General features: G+C 43.6%; 18 protein-coding genes. 10 read left to right on the top strand and 8 right to left on the bottom strand.

Features of this window, described 5'->3' with window-relative positions:
• Positions 1-8 precede the first annotated feature (8 nt).
• The 5 genes from EXU30_RS01540 to EXU30_RS01520 all read left to right on the top strand — a co-directional run bounded on the left by EXU30_RS01540 (position 9) and on the right by EXU30_RS01520 (position 3,619).
• A complete protein-coding gene (locus EXU30_RS01540) occupies positions 9-269 on the top strand; it encodes a YkoF family thiamine/hydroxymethylpyrimidine-binding protein (protein WP_130603163.1) in 261 nt (86 codons plus the stop codon).
• Between the two features lie 39 nt (positions 270-308).
• Entirely contained in the window at positions 309-974 is a 666-nt protein-coding gene (gene pnuC, locus EXU30_RS01535) for a nicotinamide riboside transporter PnuC (RefSeq protein ID WP_130597502.1), read from the top strand.
• Between the two features lie 11 nt (positions 975-985).
• Positions 986-2,101 carry a phosphotransferase gene (locus EXU30_RS01530; RefSeq protein ID WP_130597501.1) on the top strand — a complete coding sequence of 372 codons (1,116 nt, stop codon included), beginning with the start codon at positions 986-988 and terminating at the stop codon, positions 2,099-2,101.
• 138 nt (positions 2,102-2,239) lie between these two features.
• A complete protein-coding gene (locus EXU30_RS01525; protein ID WP_130597500.1) occupies positions 2,240-2,839 on the top strand; it encodes an HvfX family Cu-binding RiPP maturation protein in 600 nt (199 codons plus the stop codon).
• 231 nt (positions 2,840-3,070) lie between these two features.
• Positions 3,071-3,619 carry an NAD(P)H nitroreductase gene (locus EXU30_RS01520; RefSeq protein ID WP_130597499.1) on the top strand — a complete coding sequence of 183 codons (549 nt, stop codon included), beginning with the start codon at positions 3,071-3,073 and terminating at the stop codon, positions 3,617-3,619.
• Between the two features lie 835 nt (positions 3,620-4,454).
• Here EXU30_RS01520 and EXU30_RS01510 read toward each other — a convergent pair.
• Complete coding sequence (locus tag EXU30_RS01510) at positions 4,455-5,612, bottom strand: iron-containing alcohol dehydrogenase (protein WP_130597497.1); 1,158 nt, start codon at positions 5,610-5,612, stop codon at positions 4,455-4,457.
• A 225-nt stretch (positions 5,613-5,837) separates the two neighbouring features.
• On the opposite strand from EXU30_RS01510, the gene EXU30_RS01505 reads away from it, so the two are divergent.
• Positions 5,838-6,296 carry a hypothetical protein gene (locus EXU30_RS01505; RefSeq protein WP_130597496.1) on the top strand — a complete coding sequence of 153 codons (459 nt, stop codon included), beginning with the start codon at positions 5,838-5,840 and terminating at the stop codon, positions 6,294-6,296.
• Between the two features lie 168 nt (positions 6,297-6,464).
• Here EXU30_RS01505 and EXU30_RS01500 read toward each other — a convergent pair whose 3' ends face one another.
• A complete protein-coding gene (locus tag EXU30_RS01500; protein ID WP_130597495.1) occupies positions 6,465-7,196 on the bottom strand; it encodes a glutathione S-transferase in 732 nt (243 codons plus the stop codon).
• A 168-nt stretch (positions 7,197-7,364) separates the two neighbouring features.
• On the opposite strand from EXU30_RS01500, the gene trhO reads away from it, so the two are divergent.
• Complete coding sequence (gene trhO, locus EXU30_RS01495; RefSeq protein WP_130597494.1) at positions 7,365-8,342, top strand: oxygen-dependent tRNA uridine(34) hydroxylase TrhO; 978 nt, start codon at positions 7,365-7,367, stop codon at positions 8,340-8,342.
• 105 nt (positions 8,343-8,447) lie between these two features.
• Here trhO and EXU30_RS01490 read toward each other — a convergent pair whose 3' ends face one another.
• Both EXU30_RS01490 and ppk1 read right to left on the bottom strand, forming a co-directional pair.
• Complete coding sequence (locus tag EXU30_RS01490) at positions 8,448-9,929, bottom strand: Ppx/GppA phosphatase family protein (protein WP_130597493.1); 1,482 nt, start codon at positions 9,927-9,929, stop codon at positions 8,448-8,450.
• Between the two features lie 14 nt (positions 9,930-9,943).
• Positions 9,944-12,076, bottom strand: coding sequence for a polyphosphate kinase 1 (ppk1, locus tag EXU30_RS01485; RefSeq protein ID WP_130597492.1), 2,133 nt, complete (start codon positions 12,074-12,076; stop codon positions 9,944-9,946).
• A gap of 381 nt (positions 12,077-12,457) precedes the next feature.
• On the opposite strand from ppk1, the gene yegD reads away from it, so the two are divergent.
• The 3 genes from yegD to EXU30_RS01470 all read left to right on the top strand — a co-directional run bounded on the left by yegD (position 12,458) and on the right by EXU30_RS01470 (position 15,472).
• Positions 12,458-13,846: a molecular chaperone gene (gene yegD / locus EXU30_RS01480; protein WP_130597491.1), complete on the top strand. Its 1,389-nt coding sequence runs from the start codon at positions 12,458-12,460 to the stop codon at positions 13,844-13,846.
• 80 nt (positions 13,847-13,926) lie between these two features.
• Positions 13,927-14,415: a CreA family protein gene (locus EXU30_RS01475; protein ID WP_130597490.1), complete on the top strand. Its 489-nt coding sequence runs from the start codon at positions 13,927-13,929 to the stop codon at positions 14,413-14,415.
• A gap of 139 nt (positions 14,416-14,554) precedes the next feature.
• The gene (locus tag EXU30_RS01470) at positions 14,555-15,472 is read left to right on the top strand and encodes an SDR family NAD(P)-dependent oxidoreductase (RefSeq protein WP_130597489.1); all 918 of its coding nucleotides are present in this window, start codon (positions 14,555-14,557) and stop codon (positions 15,470-15,472) included.
• A 90-nt stretch (positions 15,473-15,562) separates the two neighbouring features.
• Here the strand turns inward: EXU30_RS01470 and ykgO are convergent, their stop codons facing one another.
• From ykgO to EXU30_RS01450, 4 genes are all read right to left on the bottom strand, one after another.
• The gene (ykgO, locus tag EXU30_RS01465) at positions 15,563-15,700 is read right to left on the bottom strand and encodes a type B 50S ribosomal protein L36 (RefSeq protein WP_130597488.1); all 138 of its coding nucleotides are present in this window, start codon (positions 15,698-15,700) and stop codon (positions 15,563-15,565) included.
• On the bottom strand, positions 15,700-15,948 hold the full coding sequence (locus EXU30_RS01460) for a type B 50S ribosomal protein L31 (RefSeq protein ID WP_130597487.1): 249 nt from the start codon (positions 15,946-15,948) through the stop codon (positions 15,700-15,702). Before EXU30_RS01460 ends, ykgO begins: the two co-directional genes overlap by 1 nt.
• A gap of 203 nt (positions 15,949-16,151) precedes the next feature.
• Complete coding sequence (locus EXU30_RS01455; protein WP_130597486.1) at positions 16,152-17,348, bottom strand: cystathionine beta-lyase; 1,197 nt, start codon at positions 17,346-17,348, stop codon at positions 16,152-16,154.
• Positions 17,349-17,551: 203 nt separating this feature from the next.
• Positions 17,552-18,832: a sensor histidine kinase gene (locus tag EXU30_RS01450; RefSeq protein WP_130597485.1), complete on the bottom strand. Its 1,281-nt coding sequence runs from the start codon at positions 18,830-18,832 to the stop codon at positions 17,552-17,554.
• Position 18,833: the final 1 nt, after the last annotated feature.

The raw sequence follows: 18,833 nt of genomic DNA, 5'->3' as shown, positions 1-18,833 counted from the left end.
AGAGAATGATGAAACTGACCGTTGAAATCAGCATGTATCCGTTTAATGAAAACTATATTGATCCAATCAAATGGTTTATCTCGCGCCTTGATAAATACGACAATATTCAGCGTGTAACTAATGCGATGGCGACACAAGTTTGTGGCAATTATGATGATGTGATGCAAATGCTCAATGTTGAAATGCAAGCTGCACATGAAAAGTGGGGCAAGGCAGTATTTGTATGTAAGTTTATTGGCGGTGAATTAAACCTAAGTCACAGCGAGTAAATGCTCATCAATTCCATGAACGAATAATAAGAAAAAGAGATGGTAGATACTTTATTACAAGCTGCGAATGAAATCAGCGTGATGACCGTGTGGGAGTTGATTGCGGTGATTTTAGCGGTTGCCTATCTGGCGTTAGCAATGAAAACGAGTAAGTGGTGTTGGCACGCGGCCTTCATCAGCACGGCGATTTATACCGTATTATTTTGGCAAGTATCCTTGCTAATGGAGTCGGTGCTTAACGTTTACTATATGGCGATGGCTGTTTATGGTTATTGGCTTTGGGCGCAAAAACCAAAGACGGAGGCTGATAGCACGCCGAGCACGGACAACAAGCAAGATGGCTCTTTGATCGAATCCTGGTCTTTAGCCAAACATGGGGTAGTTATTGCCATTACTGGAGCTGTTTCTTTGCTGCTAGGTTATTTGATGGCAACCTATACCCAGGCTTCATTTGCTTATTTAGATGCTGCCACAACCTGCTTTGCGGTGATGACAACTTACCTAGTGGCTAAAAAAGTGCTGGAAAACTGGATTTATTGGGTAGTCATCGACCTAGTCAGTATTTATTTATACTTCCAAAAAGGGTTGATGCTAACCACAGTATTATTTGTCGGTTATGTGTTTATGGCGGTTGCCGGATACTTTATGTGGCGCAAACGCTACTTGGCTCAAACCGCAATTAACCCAAATTTAGCAACAGCGTAGGCGCGAGCTAAGTGTTCATTGAACTTATCAAGCCTTACCTTACTCACGCTCAGCTTAAGTGTGTGCAAACCATGCCCGCAGCGCTAGTTGAGTCACTTGAGCAAAGCTGTCAGCAGGTGTCGGCTTTGTCCCACGGGTTGAGCAATGACAATTTTCGCTTGCACTGCATCGGTGGCGATAAGGTGCTGCGCATTAACCGTCAGACTAGTGAGTGGTGTGATAGGGCGCTTGAAGTTGAGACCTGGCAGCTTGCCTATGCACAAGAATTGGCGCCAAAGCTATTATGGCATGCTGCCGACTATCAAACTTATTTAAGCGAGTTTATCGTACCGCAACAAGCTTCAAATCTAGATGAAGATACAATCAACGATTGGTCTAGCCTGTATGCAGAGCGTGGCTGTAGGCAAATTTTTTCTACGTTTGTACCCGATGAACGCGAGCAGAAGAGCTTCACCGCAGTGTTACTCGCGAGCATGTTAACTGAGCTTCATAGTCTGCCTTTGCCAAGTAAGGCCATTTCCACATCAGAGCAATATCAAAACTATTGGCAGAGGCTTTTGGCGAGAAAAGCTCGGTTAGAGGCGGCATCTCAAACAGATGACGCGGCAAAATCAGCAACTGAATGGCTAGCGCTATTTAAGCAACTCAAAGAAATGCAGCCGCGGGTTGAGGGCTGGCTCGCGCAAATGGATGCCAGCTTGATTAAACCGTGTTATTGCCACCTAGATTTAAACCCTTACAACATTTTACCTAACACCACAGTTTGTGGTCAGCCGCGACTGCAATGCATTGATTTTGAATATGCTATTGCCAGTCATCCTTTGTTTGACCTTGCCTCTGTGATTGCTACTCATGATTTAGATGCTCATGCTACTCAGCAGTTAATTAGCGATTATCTGTCATCTACAATCGCACAATCACATCTTACAAATGATGCTGTCAGTGCCATTGAAAGCGCAGTAAATCTATTTTGGCTATTTGCAGTCATGTGGGCGTTATTGATGTTTGATATGGCTCTTTACGAAAGCCATCTTGATGAAATCCATCGTGACGAAACCCAAAGCGATAAGAGCCTTACATACCTTGATTATGCTAAGCAATACTTAACTTTAATTGCTATGCGCTAACTTGAACTACTCTTAAAGCACTCAATTGAAACAAAAGTTTTGTAATAAAAAACCTTGTGGTTAGGTCTGATGTAAATAACAGACCTATAGCGCTTTGCTGAGCAAAGTGTCGCGTTGAATTTACTTTAAGGATAAACCATGCAAGCACTTGCGAACTTATACCAATCAATACTCAATAAACTGCGTCACTTTGATGGACTAGCACCGCTGGCGCTGCGAATTTATTTAGCGCCAGTATTGATGCAAGCAGGTTACACCAAACTGAGCGCATTTGAAGATACTGCTGCCTGGTTTGGTAACCCTGATTGGGGCTTAGGCTTGCCAATGCCTGAAGTGATGGTCGCGCTGGCGGCGGGGACTGAGTTTTTTGGCGGTATTTTATTGTTGATTGGATTAGCAACACGTGTAGTGGCGATCCCTATGATGTTTACCATGTTGGTGGCTGCATTTGCGGTGCATTGGGAAAACGGTTGGTTAGCGATAGCGGATAGCAGCTCGTGGCTCGCGAATGAAAGTGTGCTTGCTGCAGGGGATAAACTAGCAATGGCGAAGTCGATTTTGCAAGAACACGGTAACTACGAATGGCTAACTAGCTCAGGTAGTTTTGTGATTTTAAATAATGGTATTGAGTTTGCGATAACCTATTTTGTAATGCTGTTAGCCTTGCTGATGACTGGTGGTGGTCGTTACACCAGCGTAGATCACCTGCTAGCGAACAAGTACTTAAAGCCAGAATAATAGTTCCGGGAATACTGATTACCCCGAGCTCAGGTTAGCCTAGTCAGGTGCAATTGAATTAGCGGTTAGTCATTCTATTGAATTAAATATCCCACCAGTTTGGTGGGATATTTGTTATGATGGCTTCAACTTATAGTTTTAATCGCACAGTTTAAATAGCTCTGCTTGTAACCTTAGTACGCTAAATTCAAAGGTTTAAGGTATGGTGCTATTTAGTAAAAGGATGTATTCGTGGACGCAAAAACACTGCTATTAACTCGTCAATCTACCCCTAGACTTGCTGCTCCAGCACCCACTCAAGAGCAATTAGATTTTATTTTAGATGCGGCAATTCGGGTGCCAGATCATTGTGGATTAACGCCATGGGAGTTCATTATTGCCGAGGGTGAAGGCCTCGATAAGCTAGGTGCAGTGTTGTCGCAAGCGGCAATCGATAAAGGTGCTGACCAAGCCTTTATTGAGAAGGCGAGCAAGATGCCTCACCGCGCACCAATGGTGATCACTGTGGTATCGAAAATTCAATCTCATCCGAAAGTACCTGAGCTTGAGCAGCATTTAGCGGCTGGTTGTGCCACTCTTGCGATGCAACAAGCTGCGTTTGCCTTAGGATTAGGAGCCATTTGGCGTACTGGTGATTTTGCTTTCAATCCAAGTGTTAACAAAGGTTTGGGTATTGCTGACACCGATCAAGTCATTGGCTTTTTGTATATCGGCACGCCTGTCACCAGCGCAAATATCAAGCCACAGAAATCAGGTCGGGAGTTTGTGCGTCATTTGTAACGGACGAAAGTGATGTAAAGCAAAAAAGGCTTACCCCAGGGTTAAGCCTTTTGATATAGGTGAACAATTTTGGCCTCTAGCAACTAAAACAGCAACGCCAGCAGGTACTACTTCATTATCCTCAACATTATCCACTTCAGTAACTGGAACTTGTTATTAAAGCCAGCTGCCTAAATCAGTCATCAAAATCCAATGGCAATTGATTTTGGTATAGATAGTACCCTAGTGGACCCATGAACAGGCTGAGAACGCCCCAAATATAGCGTTTATAGGCATCAATTTTAGCGTGCGAGGTGAGCGCGCGGTAGCAAAAGTGTATGTGCAGTATGATAAGCAGTGCTATCAATACGAGTAACATAATGTCCATATTATTCATGTCGGTTCCTAAGCAATCATTGCTTGACGTGGGCAGCTATTGTCGCGATTCATATCTAATCGTGTATAGGGTTTGTGGCCATTTTTATGGCAACTTATCTTCGCGTTATGCTTTTATAAGTGTATCTCTTTATAGATAACTTGCTCGCTCACGATTGAAAATACGCCAAATGGGTGAGGTTGCTTCGTTAATCTACAAGTTAAAAGTATTAAGCCTATTGGAGCATATGAGTTAAGTTATAAATAGTGCTAAAAGCGTAAATTAACTTAAATTTCAGCTGTTTGTGATGAGAACGTAAATTTGAGTTGTTGTAATGGTTATTTTGCTGCAGACGGGCTAGTTGACGGATAGTTTGAAATGCTGGGCTTGATTATTGTAGTGGATGTAAAAAGTGCCAGTGATGGATTGTCACTGGCACTTGGTATTAGCGGCTCTGTTTACTATCGATTGCTTTTGTGGCTAGTAAGCTGTTTCAAGGATTTGCTTACTTACTTCTAGCGTCACTTCTCCGCGCTCGCCAAGCTTGGTCATGCCGTGAGTTTCAAGTGCATTAACCCAGGTATCGATATAGCTTTGCTCAATACCCTCATCTGAGATACGCGTTGGTACTTGCATTTGCTTGAAGAAGTTTTCGGTTGCGGCGATGGCAGCATCAATTTTTAAATCGTCACTGCCTTCTGTGATGTTCCATACACGCTCAGCATATTGCACTAGCTTGCCACGTTTTTGCTCGCGGCGAACTTTCATCACTGCAGGTAATACAATAGAAAGCGTACGCGCATGGTCAATACCATGGCTTGCCGTTAACTCGTGACCAATCATGTGAGTTGCCCAATCTTGCGGTACACCTGCGCCGATTAACCCATTTAGTGCCATCGTCGCTGACCACATAATATTAGCGCGCACTTCTAAGTCATCTTTAGTCTCGCTCGCCAGTGCTTTCGGGCCTTCTTCAATTAATGTCAGCAGTAGACCTTCACTGAATCTATCTTGTACTTTGCCATTAACATCGTACGTGAGGTATTGCTCCATAATGTGCACGAATGCATCTACGACACCGTTTGCCACCTGGCGCTCTGATAACGACAAAGTGACTTTTGGATCAAGTACAGCAAACTGTGGGCGTACCAGTGGGCTACCAAATGGCAGTTTATTACCATCACGTGTCACTACTGAGCCATTGTTTGATTCTGAGCCAGTTGCGGGTAGGGTCAACACTGCGCCAATTGAGATGGCGGCTTTTACTGGTGCGCCTTTGGCAACGATATCCCATGGGTCTTCACCTTCAAACTTAGCGGCCGCAGAGATAAACTTCACACCATCAACGACTGAGCCACCACCTACTGCAAGCAGGTAATCAATGTTTTCTGCTTCAATAATCGCCTGTGCTTTCATCAGAGTGTCGTAGTTTGGGTTTGGCTCGATGCCGGAAAATTCGAACCAGGTGTGGTTTGTTAACGCTTCAACCACTTGATCATATACGCCGTTACTCTTGATTGAGCCGCCGCCGTATACCATAAGCACCCGTGCATCTTTTGGGATTTCTTTGCTAATTGCACTGATCTGGCCTTCACCAAAATGAATTTTAGTGGTGTTGTGGAATGAGAAATTAAGCATGACATTGTCCTAATTACCGCTAAGGGTTAGCGTTTTTGTGTGTATAAGTTATGTATATGGCTTGGTTTGGCGTTTTTCAATTTGTTCACTGAAATTTTAATCAGCACTAAGTGCTGTAACTTGATTGAAAATGTCGCTAAATCTAAACGATAGCTTTTATACGTGCTCAGCAGCTGTTAGGGTCATATACAAACCAACAAGTTATAAAAATAGATTAGCCAAGTTATGCCAAGAGCAAAGAAAGACCTTAAAGCACAAGAAAAGTATTTAGATCAGCAAGCTAAGATGGCTTATGAGCATCTGGTTAGTCAGCAGTCTGCGCAAAAGGCAGCAATGGCAAGTATCACTGCATCGCTGTTGTTGATGATTGTGTTTATGTTGATTGTCAGTGCTGGTCTGAAGTTTGTTTGGCTATTCTTTATTAGCGCCTGGTTTATCGGCCATTTGTCGGCGCAATTTGGCAAGGTGTTTGAGCGAAAGCTGGCGTTGATCCCTGCTATTGCTGCATTAGTCAGTCATGCTGTACTTACGTTAAGTTTAGCAGCGCTAGGACAGATAGAATTAGATGCGTTAAATCTTGCTATGATCCCGCTAAGTTTTTTTAGTGCTTTTTATGGCGGGGTCATGGAGCTTAATCAAATTCAGCGACGAGCACTGTGGCGCAAGGAATTAGGGCGTATTTAGCTTTTATCAACTAAACATCAGCACAAATTGCCATCAACTAAGATTCTAGTAAGCCTTAACGTTCTTTTGCGCCATCAAAGTGCATTTTCCCCATTCAACCGTTATCTATCATGTAGTTGCCCAGTTAAAGGGGACTCTATGAACTATCTTTTCTAGGAGCAATGTTCTCTAGGAGCTTTGTAAAGCGATAAAATGATCTTTATCGTCTAGCCATAGTGGATATTTGCGCATCACATCGGCAAATAGCTCAGATTCAAGATGCGTTGTTAACCAGTTTCTCACTTTGGGGTAAGGCGCAGACTCAAACCACTTTTTGTCGACATGGGCAAATTGGCGCACAAACGGGAAGATGGCAAAATCTGCAAAGGTTGGGCTATTTGCAAATAGATGCGTGTTGACTTCAAGTCTTTGTTCAAGTTTGGCGATGAACTCACATCCTCTGTCACGGTAGTCTTGCTCAGTAAACTCAGGGTAGCGATCAGCGTATTTGTACCTATCAAGATTTTGCTTAAAATCACCATCATTTTGGCTTATTAACGTTTTAGCCTCATCCCAATTTAGGCTTTGCAGCAATAACTGGTAATCATCTTTATCTAAATAGCTTTGCTCTGTGCTTGGGTGCTTAGTGAGTGCATAGGTAAAAATATCTAAACTCTCATCAATAATCAGTGCTGACTCACCGCGCTCACTTAATGCAGCTTTGGCTTGAGCTTCATCTAAACAAAGTACCGGTACTGTGCCTTTAGGCGAAATGGCGAGCATTTCTTGCGGTTTGTGCTTAAGAATAATCTCTCTAATTTGCGGGTTAAGTGATGATAAATGCAGGCCAATGCGTCCACGCATGGCGTAAGGGCAGCGTCTAAAGGTATATAAAACAGCTTGTGATGTGTGTGGTGACATATTTGATACTACTGATTGTTAATCGTTTGATAGCTATGTGAACTAGATTCGGTTAGAATTCTGCGCGCAAAATTGATCTAGATCAATTTTTAAAGCGTTAGTTTTGTAGAATTAGTCACATTTAGTTGTTTTGCACTGGGGATTAAGCCTCAGCGAGCGGAGAAAATCATGTCACAAGTTGTTGTTTGCGCGTTATATAAGTTTGTCGAATTACCTGAGTATCAATCTTTACAGCAGCCTTTGCTGTCAACAATGCAAGCGCTGGATGTAAAGGGCACTTTGCTACTGGCTCAAGAGGGCATTAATGGTACGGTTGCGGGCACGCAGCAAGCAATTGATGGCTTACTTGCCTGGTTAGATGCGCAGCAAGGGCTAAAAGACATTGTTTACAAACTGTCATTCGATGATGAAATGCCGTTTTACCGCACTAAAGTAAAACTTAAAAAAGAAATTGTGACCATGGGTGTAGAGGGTATCGATCCACGTAAAGTGGTTGGCACCTACGTAAAGCCAAAAGATTGGAACAAGCTTATTTCTGATCCTGATGTACTGCTTGTTGATACTCGCAACGATTATGAAGTCGAAATTGGTACCTTTGAGAACGCGGTTAACCCAAACACCGAAACCTTCCGTGAGTTTCCAGACTATGTGAAACAAAACCTAGATCCTGCTAAACATAAAAAAGTCGCCATGTTCTGCACTGGTGGCATTCGCTGCGAAAAATCAACAGCTTATATGAAGGAGCAGGGCTTTGATGAGGTGTATCACTTAGAAGGTGGCATTTTAAAGTATCTTGAAGAAGTCGAGCCTGAACAAAGCATGTGGCAGGGAGAGTGTTTTGTATTTGATAATCGAGTGGCAGTAAATCATCAGTTAGAAAAGGGTCAATACGATCAATGTAATGCTTGCCGTTTACCAATTACTGAACAAGACAAGCGATCAGAGCATTATGTACAAGGGGTAAGTTGCCCGCACTGTATCGACAAACTATCCGATAAGCAGCGTCAGCGCTTTATGGAGCGCGAGCGCCAGGTGCAGCTAGCAAAAGCCCGCGGTGAGAGCCATATTGGTAGTGATGTGGGTCAGGTTATCAAGAATAGACGTCAGCAAAAAGCTGAGCAGAAACAAGCTCAAGCTGAAAAGTAGCCAGAAAACTAATAATGGCGCACCCAATTAAGGCTGCGCCGTTTTTGTACCAAACGTTTATAGAAGCAAGTGCTTATAGAAGCAAGTGCTTATAGCAGTAGGTACTTATAGCAGTAAGTGGACGCCAAGTGGCGCTAATTTTTGCTGTTCGCTCATTAAGTCTTGCATTAGCAACTGGTCTTGCTTGTTATGCTCTTTGGTAAATTTAAAACTTAGCTCATTGGCAGATGCATTGAGTTTTACTGCATAGTCTTTATCGGGTGAACGACCAAGGTTCAACAATACTGCAAGGCGCAGTATGGTCAGTAAACGGGTAAATATTAATCGCTGCTGATTATCACCAAAGATTAGGGCTGAATAGTCTATTTTTTTACGATGACACCCAACGAGCAAAGCTAACATTTGTTGTTGTTGCTGGTTAAAGCCAGGGAGATCGGCGTTATCAAGAATGTAACGGCCATGCTTGTGATGAGACTTTGAATTAATTGAAATACCTATCTCATGCAATTGACAAGCACCACTTAACATCCAGTGATAATCACTAAGTTGCCACTTGACACAGATTTGTTCAAATAGCGCCAGAGCGGTGTCTTGCACCTGACGAGCCTGAGCGGTATCTGTGTGGTACAGCTGAGATAAACTGGTGATCGTTCGCTGGCGAATATCATCTTGATGTTCAATTCTAGCCAGTTCATACAATACGCCTTCGCGCAGCGCACCTTTTGCGACTTGTAGCTGTTGAATATTCAAACGACGGAAAAAGCCAATCATAATGGCCAGGCCTGCCGCGATTAATGGCAGGCGTTTGTCATCTAACGAGGGCAGGTTTAGGGCATTAATATGGCCGCATTCGATTAGGTAAGCTTTGAGTGCTTTAAGGTTGTGGTAGGTAATACCGTCAGGGTTATCAACGATATCATTGATGGCACTGCTAATCGCTTTAGCTGTGCCAGAGCTGCCTAAAACCAAAGACCAGTCTTGATTAAAGTACACCGGTCCTAAGTTGGAAAATTGTTTGTCCGCTGCTTTGACCGCTTGTTTAAATGCTTCCTTGGTGATTGCACCAGTAGTAAAAAAGCGTTTGTTGTAGCTGACACAGCCACATTTTAAGCTGGCAAGGTGGGTTGCTTTTTGCTCGCTTCCTAAAATGACTTCAGTTGAACCGCCACCAATATCAATTACGATATTACGGCTCTGTAGTACCTGACTGTGGGCAATGCCGTTGTAAATAAGTCGCGCTTCTTCGTGCCCAGATACGACATCAATTGGGTAATCCAATGCTTTACGGGCGGCCTTAATAAATACTTGGCGATTTTTAGCCACCCTAAGGGTATGAGTGGCAACTAATTTTACACGTGTTTTTGCAAGCTCAGAAAAGCGTTGGCTGAACTCCTTTAGGCATTGCACTCCATTTTTGATAGCCTCTTCAGCTAGTAAGCTTTGGCTATCTAAAAACTTAGCAAGTTGAACCTGACGCTTTTCTTTGTGCAAAATTTGCAAAAGACCGTCTTGCTCGCGCGCGATCACTAAATGAAAGCTGTTTGAGCCCATATCGATAGCGACAAAATGTTGTGAGGTATCTGACATCCGGTTAATTTACCCTAAGCTTCACGTGGCTGTGTAGGTACATCGATTGTATCGGATTTTATCTCAAGTTGCTTTTTTACCTGTTTTTCATGGTTTAACAGATAGTCATGAATCGCAATTTGGCTGCGTAATTTACGCTTGTTTCCCCGCGGTTGATAACGATTATCTTGTTGTAAATTGATGATCCGCGCTTTGGTGTTGTCTCTAAATTGCAAGTCGACGATGTCGCAGATCATGGTTTTTAATTGCTCGTCATAAACTGGCGTGAATACTTCAACCCGCTCATCGATATTACGTGACATCCAGTCTGCTGATCCGATAAATAGCTTTTGCTCACCATTGGCATGGAAGTACATTACCCGAGAGTGCTCAAGGTAACGGTCGATAATGCTCACTACCTTGATGTTGTCACTAATGCCAGGAATTTGTGGAACCAAACTGCACATACCTCGAATAAGCAGCTGGATTTGTACGCCAGCTTGAGAGGCCTCATACAGTTTATCGATAAGCTGTTTATCAACAAGGTTATTAAGTTTGAGCTGAATATGCGCTTTACGCTTTTGTTTCGCTAGCGTGATTTCATTATCGATGAGCGACAGCAATTTACCTCGTGAGTTGTATGGCGAGACAATTAGGTGTTTAAAATCGTCTTTTCGATAAGGGTGCTCAATTAAATCAAACACCTGCTTAACCTCTTTGGCGATCTCTTGGTTCGCGGTGAATAATGAAAAGTCGGTGTAAAAACGCGCAGTACCTTCGTTGAAGTTGCCCGAACCGACATGACAGTAGTACTGGTTTTTACCGTGTTCTTTACGGGTGATCAGGCACAGTTTGGAATGAATTTTTAGGCTTGGTATACCATGGTGAACATTGACGCCAGCTTCTGCGAGACGGCGGGTCCAGTTAATGTTCGACTCTTCATCGAAGCGCGCGCGTAGCTCAATTACTGCGGTGACACGTTTACCATTTTTAACCCCGTCAATTAACGACTGCATGATATGACTCTTTTTCGCGACACGATACAGGTTGATGCGAATGGCGCTAACAGCTGGATCATAAGCTGCTTGTCTTACTAGCTCGGTAAAATGTGAGAACTTGTGGTATGGGTAATTAAGCATAATGTCTTTATGCCTAATGGCTTCGAAGCTGTTGTCAAAAGCAAGAAACTGTTGTGAGTCGATGGCATGAAGCTTTTCGTTAACCAGTTTTTTGCGTCCCGGATTTGGGAAGTCCATAAAATCACGAAAGCTATGGTAGCGACCACCTGGAATAAGGCACTCAGTTTCGGTTGAACTGATATTTAGGTGTGCTTTGAGCATATTGAGCATGTGCTGCGGCATATTGCGGTCGTATACTAGGCGCACAGGCTGAGCGTTAAGACGCTTTTTAATCCCCATGGTCATTTGCTCAAGAGTCGTCTTCTCTAGCTCGTTACTCACATCATATTCTGCGTCTCGGGTCATTTTCATTGAGAAGACTTCGATGCTGTCATAATCAAAAAATGGTGTGAACAGGTCGTCAATACAGTGGCGAATGATATTGTCGAGCAAGATTAAGTGTTTAATCTTTGTGCCTTTTTCAGATGGAAGCTCAAGGAATCTCGGCACGCTTTTATTGGGAACTTCAACCAGAGCATACTCTTCTTTGTTGGCTTTTTTTAAGCTAGCGACGAGATAGGTGGTGCCATCAACGAGGTGCTGCACTAAATCGCTTTCATCAGTAATAATATGTGGTGCAATGTGACGCTTTAGCTGATTGTTAAAGTATTTTCTTAACCAAGCACTGTGGAATTCACTCAGCTGCGACTCGTTAATTAAAAATATATTGCAGCGGGCTAGCTCTTTCATTAGCTCTTGATAGATAAGATCAAACTTTTCTTGAAGCTTTAAGACCTTTTGCTGAATACTATTCATCAGTTGCAAACACTTTTGCTGTTTGCGGCCAAAGCCCGTTAGTAGGATAGAGCGCCTAACCGCAGCGACTCTCACCTGAAAAAACTCATCCATGTTGCTAGAAAAAATTCCTAAAAAGCGCACACGTTCAATTAGAGGCACCGCTTTGTCGAAAGCTTCTTGCAGAACTCGTTCGTTAAATGAAAGCCAAGAGAGTTCTTTTTCAATGAAAAGCTGAGTTTGCGCATCGGCCATTAGGTACTCCATATACACCAATAACAATAAGGAATAGTTGGAAAGGTAGAGCTTGAAATAAAGGTAAGCTGCTGTTTCGAAAGTATTTATCAGCAGTAGCAACATCCTTTCTATTGTAAATTTAGTATATGACAGATTTATTAAATTAGCCTTTGCAACTCGGTATTAAGTCGGGTTTGTGAGCGTTGTCACTTCGCTGCTATTGAGCTAAAACCAGTGTTTTATTCTCGCTAAATTCGTTTTTCATTTAGTTATCACCACAAACGCTGCTTTTATCGACTGTTAGTGTGCATGCCCGTGTTTGTGCTTTAGTTGTAATTCACCGCGTGCTAAATTTGACGGCTTTTTGTTAGTGTGCGCTAGGGCGCTTGAGGGGCAGTTATGTTTGTTGGGTTCGACTATGGCAGTGCCAATTGCTCGGTGGGGATGATTAATGAGGGCAAGGTGGAGCTTTTACCTCTGTTGGATAACTCCAATTATATGCCATCGACGCTGTATGCCTACGATCGCGATCTTATCGCGCAGGCTGTATATCAAAATCTACCAGCAACCGAACAAGCGAGTTTCGCGCAGTTGCGCTCATCTCAACTTGCTCATGCTAAACGCGTTCGCCATGAATTAGACCTAACGCCAACTGAGCCTGCCGTGTTTGTCGGCAAAGAAGCTCAAGCACACTATCTTGATATGCCCGAAGAAGGGTTTTATGTCCGTTCACCAAAATCGTTTCTTGGTGCAACGGGGTTGCGAGATGAACAAGTCGCCTTGTTTGAAGATATCGTCACCCTGATGATGCAATATGTTAAGCAGCGCGTAGATAAACTGCTTAATGATAAAGGGCTAGGTGTCGCCAGTCATGCCGTCATTGGCAGACCCGTTAACTTTCAAGGTATTGGCGGGGAGCAATCTAACAAGCAAGCAGAAGCCATCTTAACCACAGCGGCTAAACGAGCAGGCTTCACTGAAGTTAGCTTCTTGTTTGAACCTTTAGCTGCAGGTATGGATTACGAAGGGCAGCTTGTACAAGATAAAACCGTGTTAGTGGTGGATGTTGGCGGTGGTACAACTGACTGCTCTGTAGTACGCATGGGGCCAAAGCTTGCAGCAAAAGATGACAGGCAACAAGACTTTTATGGCCATAGTGGCCAACGTATCGGTGGTAACGATTTAGATATTGCGCTAGCAAAACAAGGCTTTATGCCGCATTTTGGCGACGGGAGTTTGCTTAAAACCGGTAAGCCGTTACCGAATCAGGTTTTTTGGAATGCGGTTGCGGTGAATGACATTAGTGCCCAGCGCGACTTTAGTAGTTTGAGTACCAAAAAGTTGATTGATGATTTAATCAAAGATGCTGCTGAGCCTGCTTTGATTAAAAGGCTGCAAAAAGTGCAGCGCGATCAGCTTAGCTACCAGCTAGTGCGTCAAGCCGAGCTTGCTAAGATTAATTTATCGGATACCGATGTCGCCCAAGCAGATTTAACCATGGTTGAAGCGGATTTAACCCCAACTGTCAGTTTTGATTTATTTACTCAAGCTATTGATGATTCGCTTAATAAAGTCGACAGCTTAATGCGCCAAGCGGTTGAGCAGGCAAAGGCTAACCAAGATTTTAAGCAAGTGGATATTATCTATGTGACTGGCGGTACTGCACGCAGCCCCGCCATTTACAATAAAATTGCCAGTATTTATCCTGATGCAGAAATTGTAGTGGGTGACCACTTCGGCTCGGTGACTGCGGGGCTGACTAAGTGGGCGCAGCGTTGTTATTCATAGTGGATTGGTTCACTGCCTAGCATATCCACAATCGGGTACAGCCGTTAGGTTATTGTCAGTAATATTTTAGGGAAATTCAAATGAAGAAACTTAGCAAAGTACTTGCTTGTTTGTCAGTGATTACAACTATTGGTGCACTAAGCGCCTGTAGCGATGATGTGGGTAAAGTAAGCCTGGGTGTGTTCACCACCAAAGATATTAAACTTAACCACATGAACGATCCAATCGTAACTGGCGTCACTTGCCACGTTGCTAGCATTGAGGCTGACTTAGATTTAGCCGACCCGTCTGACTCCTCTATCTCATGTCGTCAAACCGGTGAAATTACGCTCGATATGATTGCTGCAATTGATAAAAGCAAATCTGGTGAAGTGGTATTCAAGAAGTCAAAAAGTATCTTTTTTAAGAGTATGAAGATTCGCCGTATCTATGATGCTGACAATCAAACCTTGATGTACGTTTCATACTCTACCAAAGAAACCTCAGGTAGCTACAAACACAGTTTATCGACCGTACCACTATGGGGTACCAAAGCGTATCAAGCCGCAGCAAAAGTTAGCGTGAATTAATGACAGCCACAGTCACGACTGACGAATATCGTTAACGACCGTCAACACTAACACAAACACCAACACCGCAAGAAAAATCAAAAATCCTTGCTTTGGCTTCTTTAATCTAACTCTCGTTTTCAAGATTAAAGGAGTCAACATGATACGTAGTGTATTCATTACTGGTGCCAACGCAGGGTTGGGCAAGGAATCTGCCAGACAACTCGCTCTTAGAGCTAACATCGACAAAATCTACTTGGGCTGTCGTGATCCGCAAAAAGGTCAAATTGCGCAAGCTGAACTTGAGCAACTCACTGGCCGCAATATCTTTGAAGTTATCACAATAGATGTCAGTAACCTTGACTCTGTTGCTAATGCCGTTAACTCATTACCTCAAAGTGTCGATGCTTTGGTTATGAATGCTGGTGGTACTGGCGGCAAACATTTCCATAATTTAAACAGCAGCGGTGTGACCGAGATTTTTGCCGTAAACCTACTTGGGCATAGTGTATTGGCTGAGTCGCTGCTCACTAGCGGTAAGCTCAATCACGTGGCAGTTTATGCTGGCTCTGAAGCTGCGAGAGGTGTTGAGGAGATGGGCATGAAGCGCCCAACATTTGATACGTCATCTGTGAGTGAGTTTGTTGGTTTAGCACGAGGGAGTTATTTGAGTTCAGTTAACGATCCCACTGTTGCTTATGGTCCAATTAAATATATGGGCGCATTATGGATGTCGGCAATGGCGCGCCGTTACCCACAAATACGCTTTGTCACGATGAGCCCTGGTGCTACAACTGGTACCCAAGGGTTTGATAGTTTGCCATTGCTAAAGCGAGTCATGATGCAATCGGCGATGAAGGTGATGCTATTACTGGGTAAAGCGCACCAGGTTGAAACCGGCGCGAGCCGATACATGGATGCCGTATTCAATTCAAATTATAAGAGCGGTCTATTCTATGCGAGTAGGAAGGGGTTAACAGGTGAGCTAGCTGATCAAGCGACGCTGTTTGCTGATATTGCCAATCAGCAGTATCAAGAAAATGCCTATCAAGCGATTAAGCAGTTAGCACCAATGTGACAATAGATGACTAGCAAAGATGACAGTTTGGGCTAAAGAGTAGTTGGTTATTCCTATTCTTTAGCCGAGATTCATTACAATGTATACGTGTTACTTGCGTGCCTTGCCTTGTACGGCTTTAAATCTTGGATTTGATTTGCAAATCACGTAAACGCGGCCACGGCGTTTAACCACTTGGCAGTCAGGGTGGCGCTGTTTCGCGCTTTTTAACGAGCTTAAAACTTTCATTAGCCAAACGTTCCTTTAAATTTGTTCTTAAATTTAGCTACGCGGCCTTGGTTCTTAGTCGTGCGTTGCTCACCAGTGTAGTAAGGATGAGATTGACTCGATACATCAAGGTTGTAGTAAGGGTAAGTTTTACCCTGATATTCAATTGTTTGATCAGTCTTTAACGTTGAGCCTACTACAAAGTATGCATCGCACGATGTGTCGTGAAAAACCACTTGGCGGTATTCAGGATGGATATCTGGTTTCATTCGCTTCTCCTTGATAAGTACAGGAGATAATAAATGCTACAAGGTATCATTGCAAATGATAATTATTTTTATTTGCATCTTAAGGTTGAGCTGGTGGTAACTACTTATCGATTGACTAGGGCTAACTTAGCCGTAAACAAAACAGGTAGCCGTTGGGCTACCTGATATTAATTTTAGTTGATTAGTTTACTTAGCTAATGCGATTACTTGCATGAGTTTACGACTAGGTTATAACGCTCAAAAGCAGCTTCAAGATCGGCAATCAGGTCATCAACATCTTCAAGTCCGATATGCAATCGAATCAATGGCTTTGATGTATCCCAATTAGTAACCGTGCGGATTTTATCTAGACCAAAATAGCCTAAGATCAGGCTTTCATAACCGCCCCAAGAGAAGCCCATTTTAAAATGCTGCATGTTTTCAACAAATGCTGTGACAGCTTTAAGGTTGCCTTGTTTTAATACAAATGAGAACAGGCCATTACCGCCACTGAAATCGCGCTCAAAAAACTCATGCCCAGGGCAGGTGTCAAACGCCGGGTGTCTTAAATGATCGACTTCTTCACGCGCCGCAAGCCAGTTAGCTACTTTTAGTGCATTTTGTTCGTGCTGCTTTAGACGAACCCCTAAAGTGCGAAGACCACGGTTTGCTAGATAAACGTCATCTGGAGAGGTGGTAAGCCCCATTAAATAGCTGTGTTCACGCAGGCGCGGCCAGTGTTCTTCGTTCGCCGTTGCTGTGCCTATCATCACATCTGAATGACCGACAATGTATTTAGTCGCGGCTTGAATAGATATGTCGATACCCATTTCGAATGGTCTGCAATTGATTGGAGACGCCCAGGTGTTATCTAACATGGTGATAATATTGTGCGCCTTGGCCACCTCACAAATGCCAGGAACGTCTTGAATTTCCATGGTAATTGAGCCTGGTGACTCTAAAAATATTACCTTGGTATTCGGGCGAATAAGCTCTTTAATGTCTGCGCCGATAAGCGGGTCGTAATAAGTGGTTTCTACACCGTAACCGGCAAGCAGTTTGTCACATAAATCGCGAGTTGGCTCATAGACATTGTCGACCATTAACAAATGATCGCCTTGACCTAAGAACGACAATAAAGCACCACTAATTGCCGCAGCACCTGATGGGTATAAAGCTGTGCCACAGCCACCTTCAAGTTCAGCGATAGCTTGTTGAAATGCAAAGTGAGTGTGGGTGCCACGGCGACCGTAAAACAGCTCGCCGTTGGTTTTGTGCTTAATGGCGTGGCGCATGTCATCCATCGAGTCAAACACTACGGTTGATGCACGGTAAACAGGTGGGTTAATAATGCCTTGGGTGTATTTCTTATCTCGGCCTGTGCTGACAATTTGAGTTGCCAATTTATCGTGCTTGCTCATAACGCGCCGCTCTCCTTAAACCACATATTGGGTAAATAGCTTCTTTGTTTTAGCTATCTTAACATCTAGATGGCTAAATGTAAGTGGCTATACTCGCAAATATGAAGTGTTGCTAAATATAAGGTGCTTATAAAAATTGAGTGCTCGTTAATATGAAACAGGCGCGAGCCACCTGAGCAATGCCCTTAGCACAAGCCACAGCACTAAAAACTCAGCTCTGCCACACAACCTTGTGGCTCATTGGGTTTGAGTTGAAATTGCCATTGATAGCGTTGGCAAAGCGTATCAACGATAACTAGCCCCAAACCATGGCCAGTTTGGTTGTGCTCATTGTGACTCAGGCCATGCCCGTTGTCGCTAACGGTAATCGCATTCTCACTAATAATGATTTCAATCGCTTTGTTGTCTTGCTCAAGATCTGTGAGCGCATTAATGGCATTTTGTATTAAGTTGCCCAGTAGCATTTTAAGTACGGCTTCACTTGGAATGATATGAGGTGTTGTTTGAATGTCTAGCTTTAAGCTAATACCTCTTTGGTTAGCTGTGGTCATATGGTTCGACAATATCTGTTCTAGCTCTTGTGCCTCTAACAGTCTTGGCTGAGCTTGTGAGTTAGGGTTTTCTTGCTTGACGATATGCAGCAGGGCATCGACGGTATTTTGCATATCTTGGCTGGCACGAACGATACGCTCACGTTGTTTTTGTTGAAATGCCTGCTCTTGATTGTGACCAAGTAACACTGCTGCGCCGCGCACGATACTCAGTGGTGTTCTCAATTCATGGCTGGCATAACGTGCAAAGGCCTGTTCCTGTTTAATGCGTTGCTCGCTGTTTTCGCGGTATTGATTGAGGCTGTCGGTTAGAATGCCAAACTCGGTTACCGCGCGGCTGCTAATCGTAAAAGAGTCTGGTAGCGGGTGTTGCTGCAGCTGATCGCTTAGCTGATTGATAGGTTTGATCATTGGACTCAGCACTTTGGTCGCGACCGTGTTCAGAATGACAAATAACACTGACATAAGCAGTACACAGAATAATAAAGTGCGTTGCCATTGCACATCGGTGAGCTCAGAGTATTGTGCTAGCGAGATAATATACACTTCTTGCACGCCCTTACTGGTGACTAGTTTGGTTTTGTAGACAAAGTAATCAATAGATTGGCTATGAATTTCGGTTTGGTATTCACTGGGGAACTGGGCGGCTTCTTTAAACTCATCTGGCAGTTGCTCTGCGTGAGAATAGGCGATGACCGTTGGCGAAACCGTTAGCGGAAATCCCGCAGATTGCTCCAAAGCTTCTCCAACATAGGGTTTTGCTTGCTCAAGATTTCTAAGGCTTACCTGATCTTCAACCCATTGCATGACGCCAACCATGACTAAAAATACAAACCCTGCACTGATAAAGCTGATGGCTGCAAATGCAAGTCTTAGCAGGGTCATTAGCGAGCGAGAGGAATATTGGCTGGTGGAGGTTTTGTCTTTGGGCATG

This window comes from Shewanella maritima, from assembly GCF_004295345.1.
Taxonomy (GTDB): Bacteria; Pseudomonadota; Gammaproteobacteria; order Enterobacterales; family Shewanellaceae; genus Shewanella; species Shewanella maritima.
This window is presented reverse-complemented; position numbering and strand designations above follow the sequence as displayed.

What these genes read in the sequence shown, in the direction of transcription:
- ppk1 (WP_130597492.1), bottom strand. Translation starts at nt 12,076, where the DNA reads ATGGCCGATGCGCAAACTCAGCTTTTCATTGAAAAAGAACTCTCTTGG.
- trhO (WP_130597494.1), top strand. Translation starts at nt 7,365, where the DNA reads ATGTCACAAGTTGTTGTTTGCGCGTTATATAAGTTTGTCGAATTACCT.
- EXU30_RS01505 (WP_130597496.1), top strand. Translation starts at nt 5,838, where the DNA reads ATGCCAAGAGCAAAGAAAGACCTTAAAGCACAAGAAAAGTATTTAGAT.
- pnuC (WP_130597502.1), top strand. Translation starts at nt 309, where the DNA reads ATGGTAGATACTTTATTACAAGCTGCGAATGAAATCAGCGTGATGACC.
- EXU30_RS01450 (WP_130597485.1), bottom strand. Translation starts at nt 18,832, where the DNA reads ATGCCCAAAGACAAAACCTCCACCAGCCAATATTCCTCTCGCTCGCTA.
- EXU30_RS01470 (WP_130597489.1), top strand. Translation starts at nt 14,555, where the DNA reads ATGATACGTAGTGTATTCATTACTGGTGCCAACGCAGGGTTGGGCAAG.
- EXU30_RS01475 (WP_130597490.1), top strand. Translation starts at nt 13,927, where the DNA reads ATGAAGAAACTTAGCAAAGTACTTGCTTGTTTGTCAGTGATTACAACT.
- ykgO (WP_130597488.1), bottom strand. Translation starts at nt 15,700, where the DNA reads ATGAAAGTTTTAAGCTCGTTAAAAAGCGCGAAACAGCGCCACCCTGAC.
- EXU30_RS01500 (WP_130597495.1), bottom strand. Translation starts at nt 7,196, where the DNA reads ATGTCACCACACACATCACAAGCTGTTTTATATACCTTTAGACGCTGC.
- yegD (WP_130597491.1), top strand. Translation starts at nt 12,458, where the DNA reads ATGTTTGTTGGGTTCGACTATGGCAGTGCCAATTGCTCGGTGGGGATG.
- EXU30_RS01490 (WP_130597493.1), bottom strand. Translation starts at nt 9,929, where the DNA reads ATGTCAGATACCTCACAACATTTTGTCGCTATCGATATGGGCTCAAAC.
- EXU30_RS01460 (WP_130597487.1), bottom strand. Translation starts at nt 15,948, where the DNA reads ATGAAACCAGATATCCATCCTGAATACCGCCAAGTGGTTTTTCACGAC.
- EXU30_RS01455 (WP_130597486.1), bottom strand. Translation starts at nt 17,348, where the DNA reads ATGAGCAAGCACGATAAATTGGCAACTCAAATTGTCAGCACAGGCCGA.
- EXU30_RS01540 (WP_130603163.1), top strand. Translation starts at nt 9, where the DNA reads ATGAAACTGACCGTTGAAATCAGCATGTATCCGTTTAATGAAAACTAT.
- EXU30_RS01525 (WP_130597500.1), top strand. Translation starts at nt 2,240, where the DNA reads ATGCAAGCACTTGCGAACTTATACCAATCAATACTCAATAAACTGCGT.
- EXU30_RS01510 (WP_130597497.1), bottom strand. Translation starts at nt 5,612, where the DNA reads ATGCTTAATTTCTCATTCCACAACACCACTAAAATTCATTTTGGTGAA.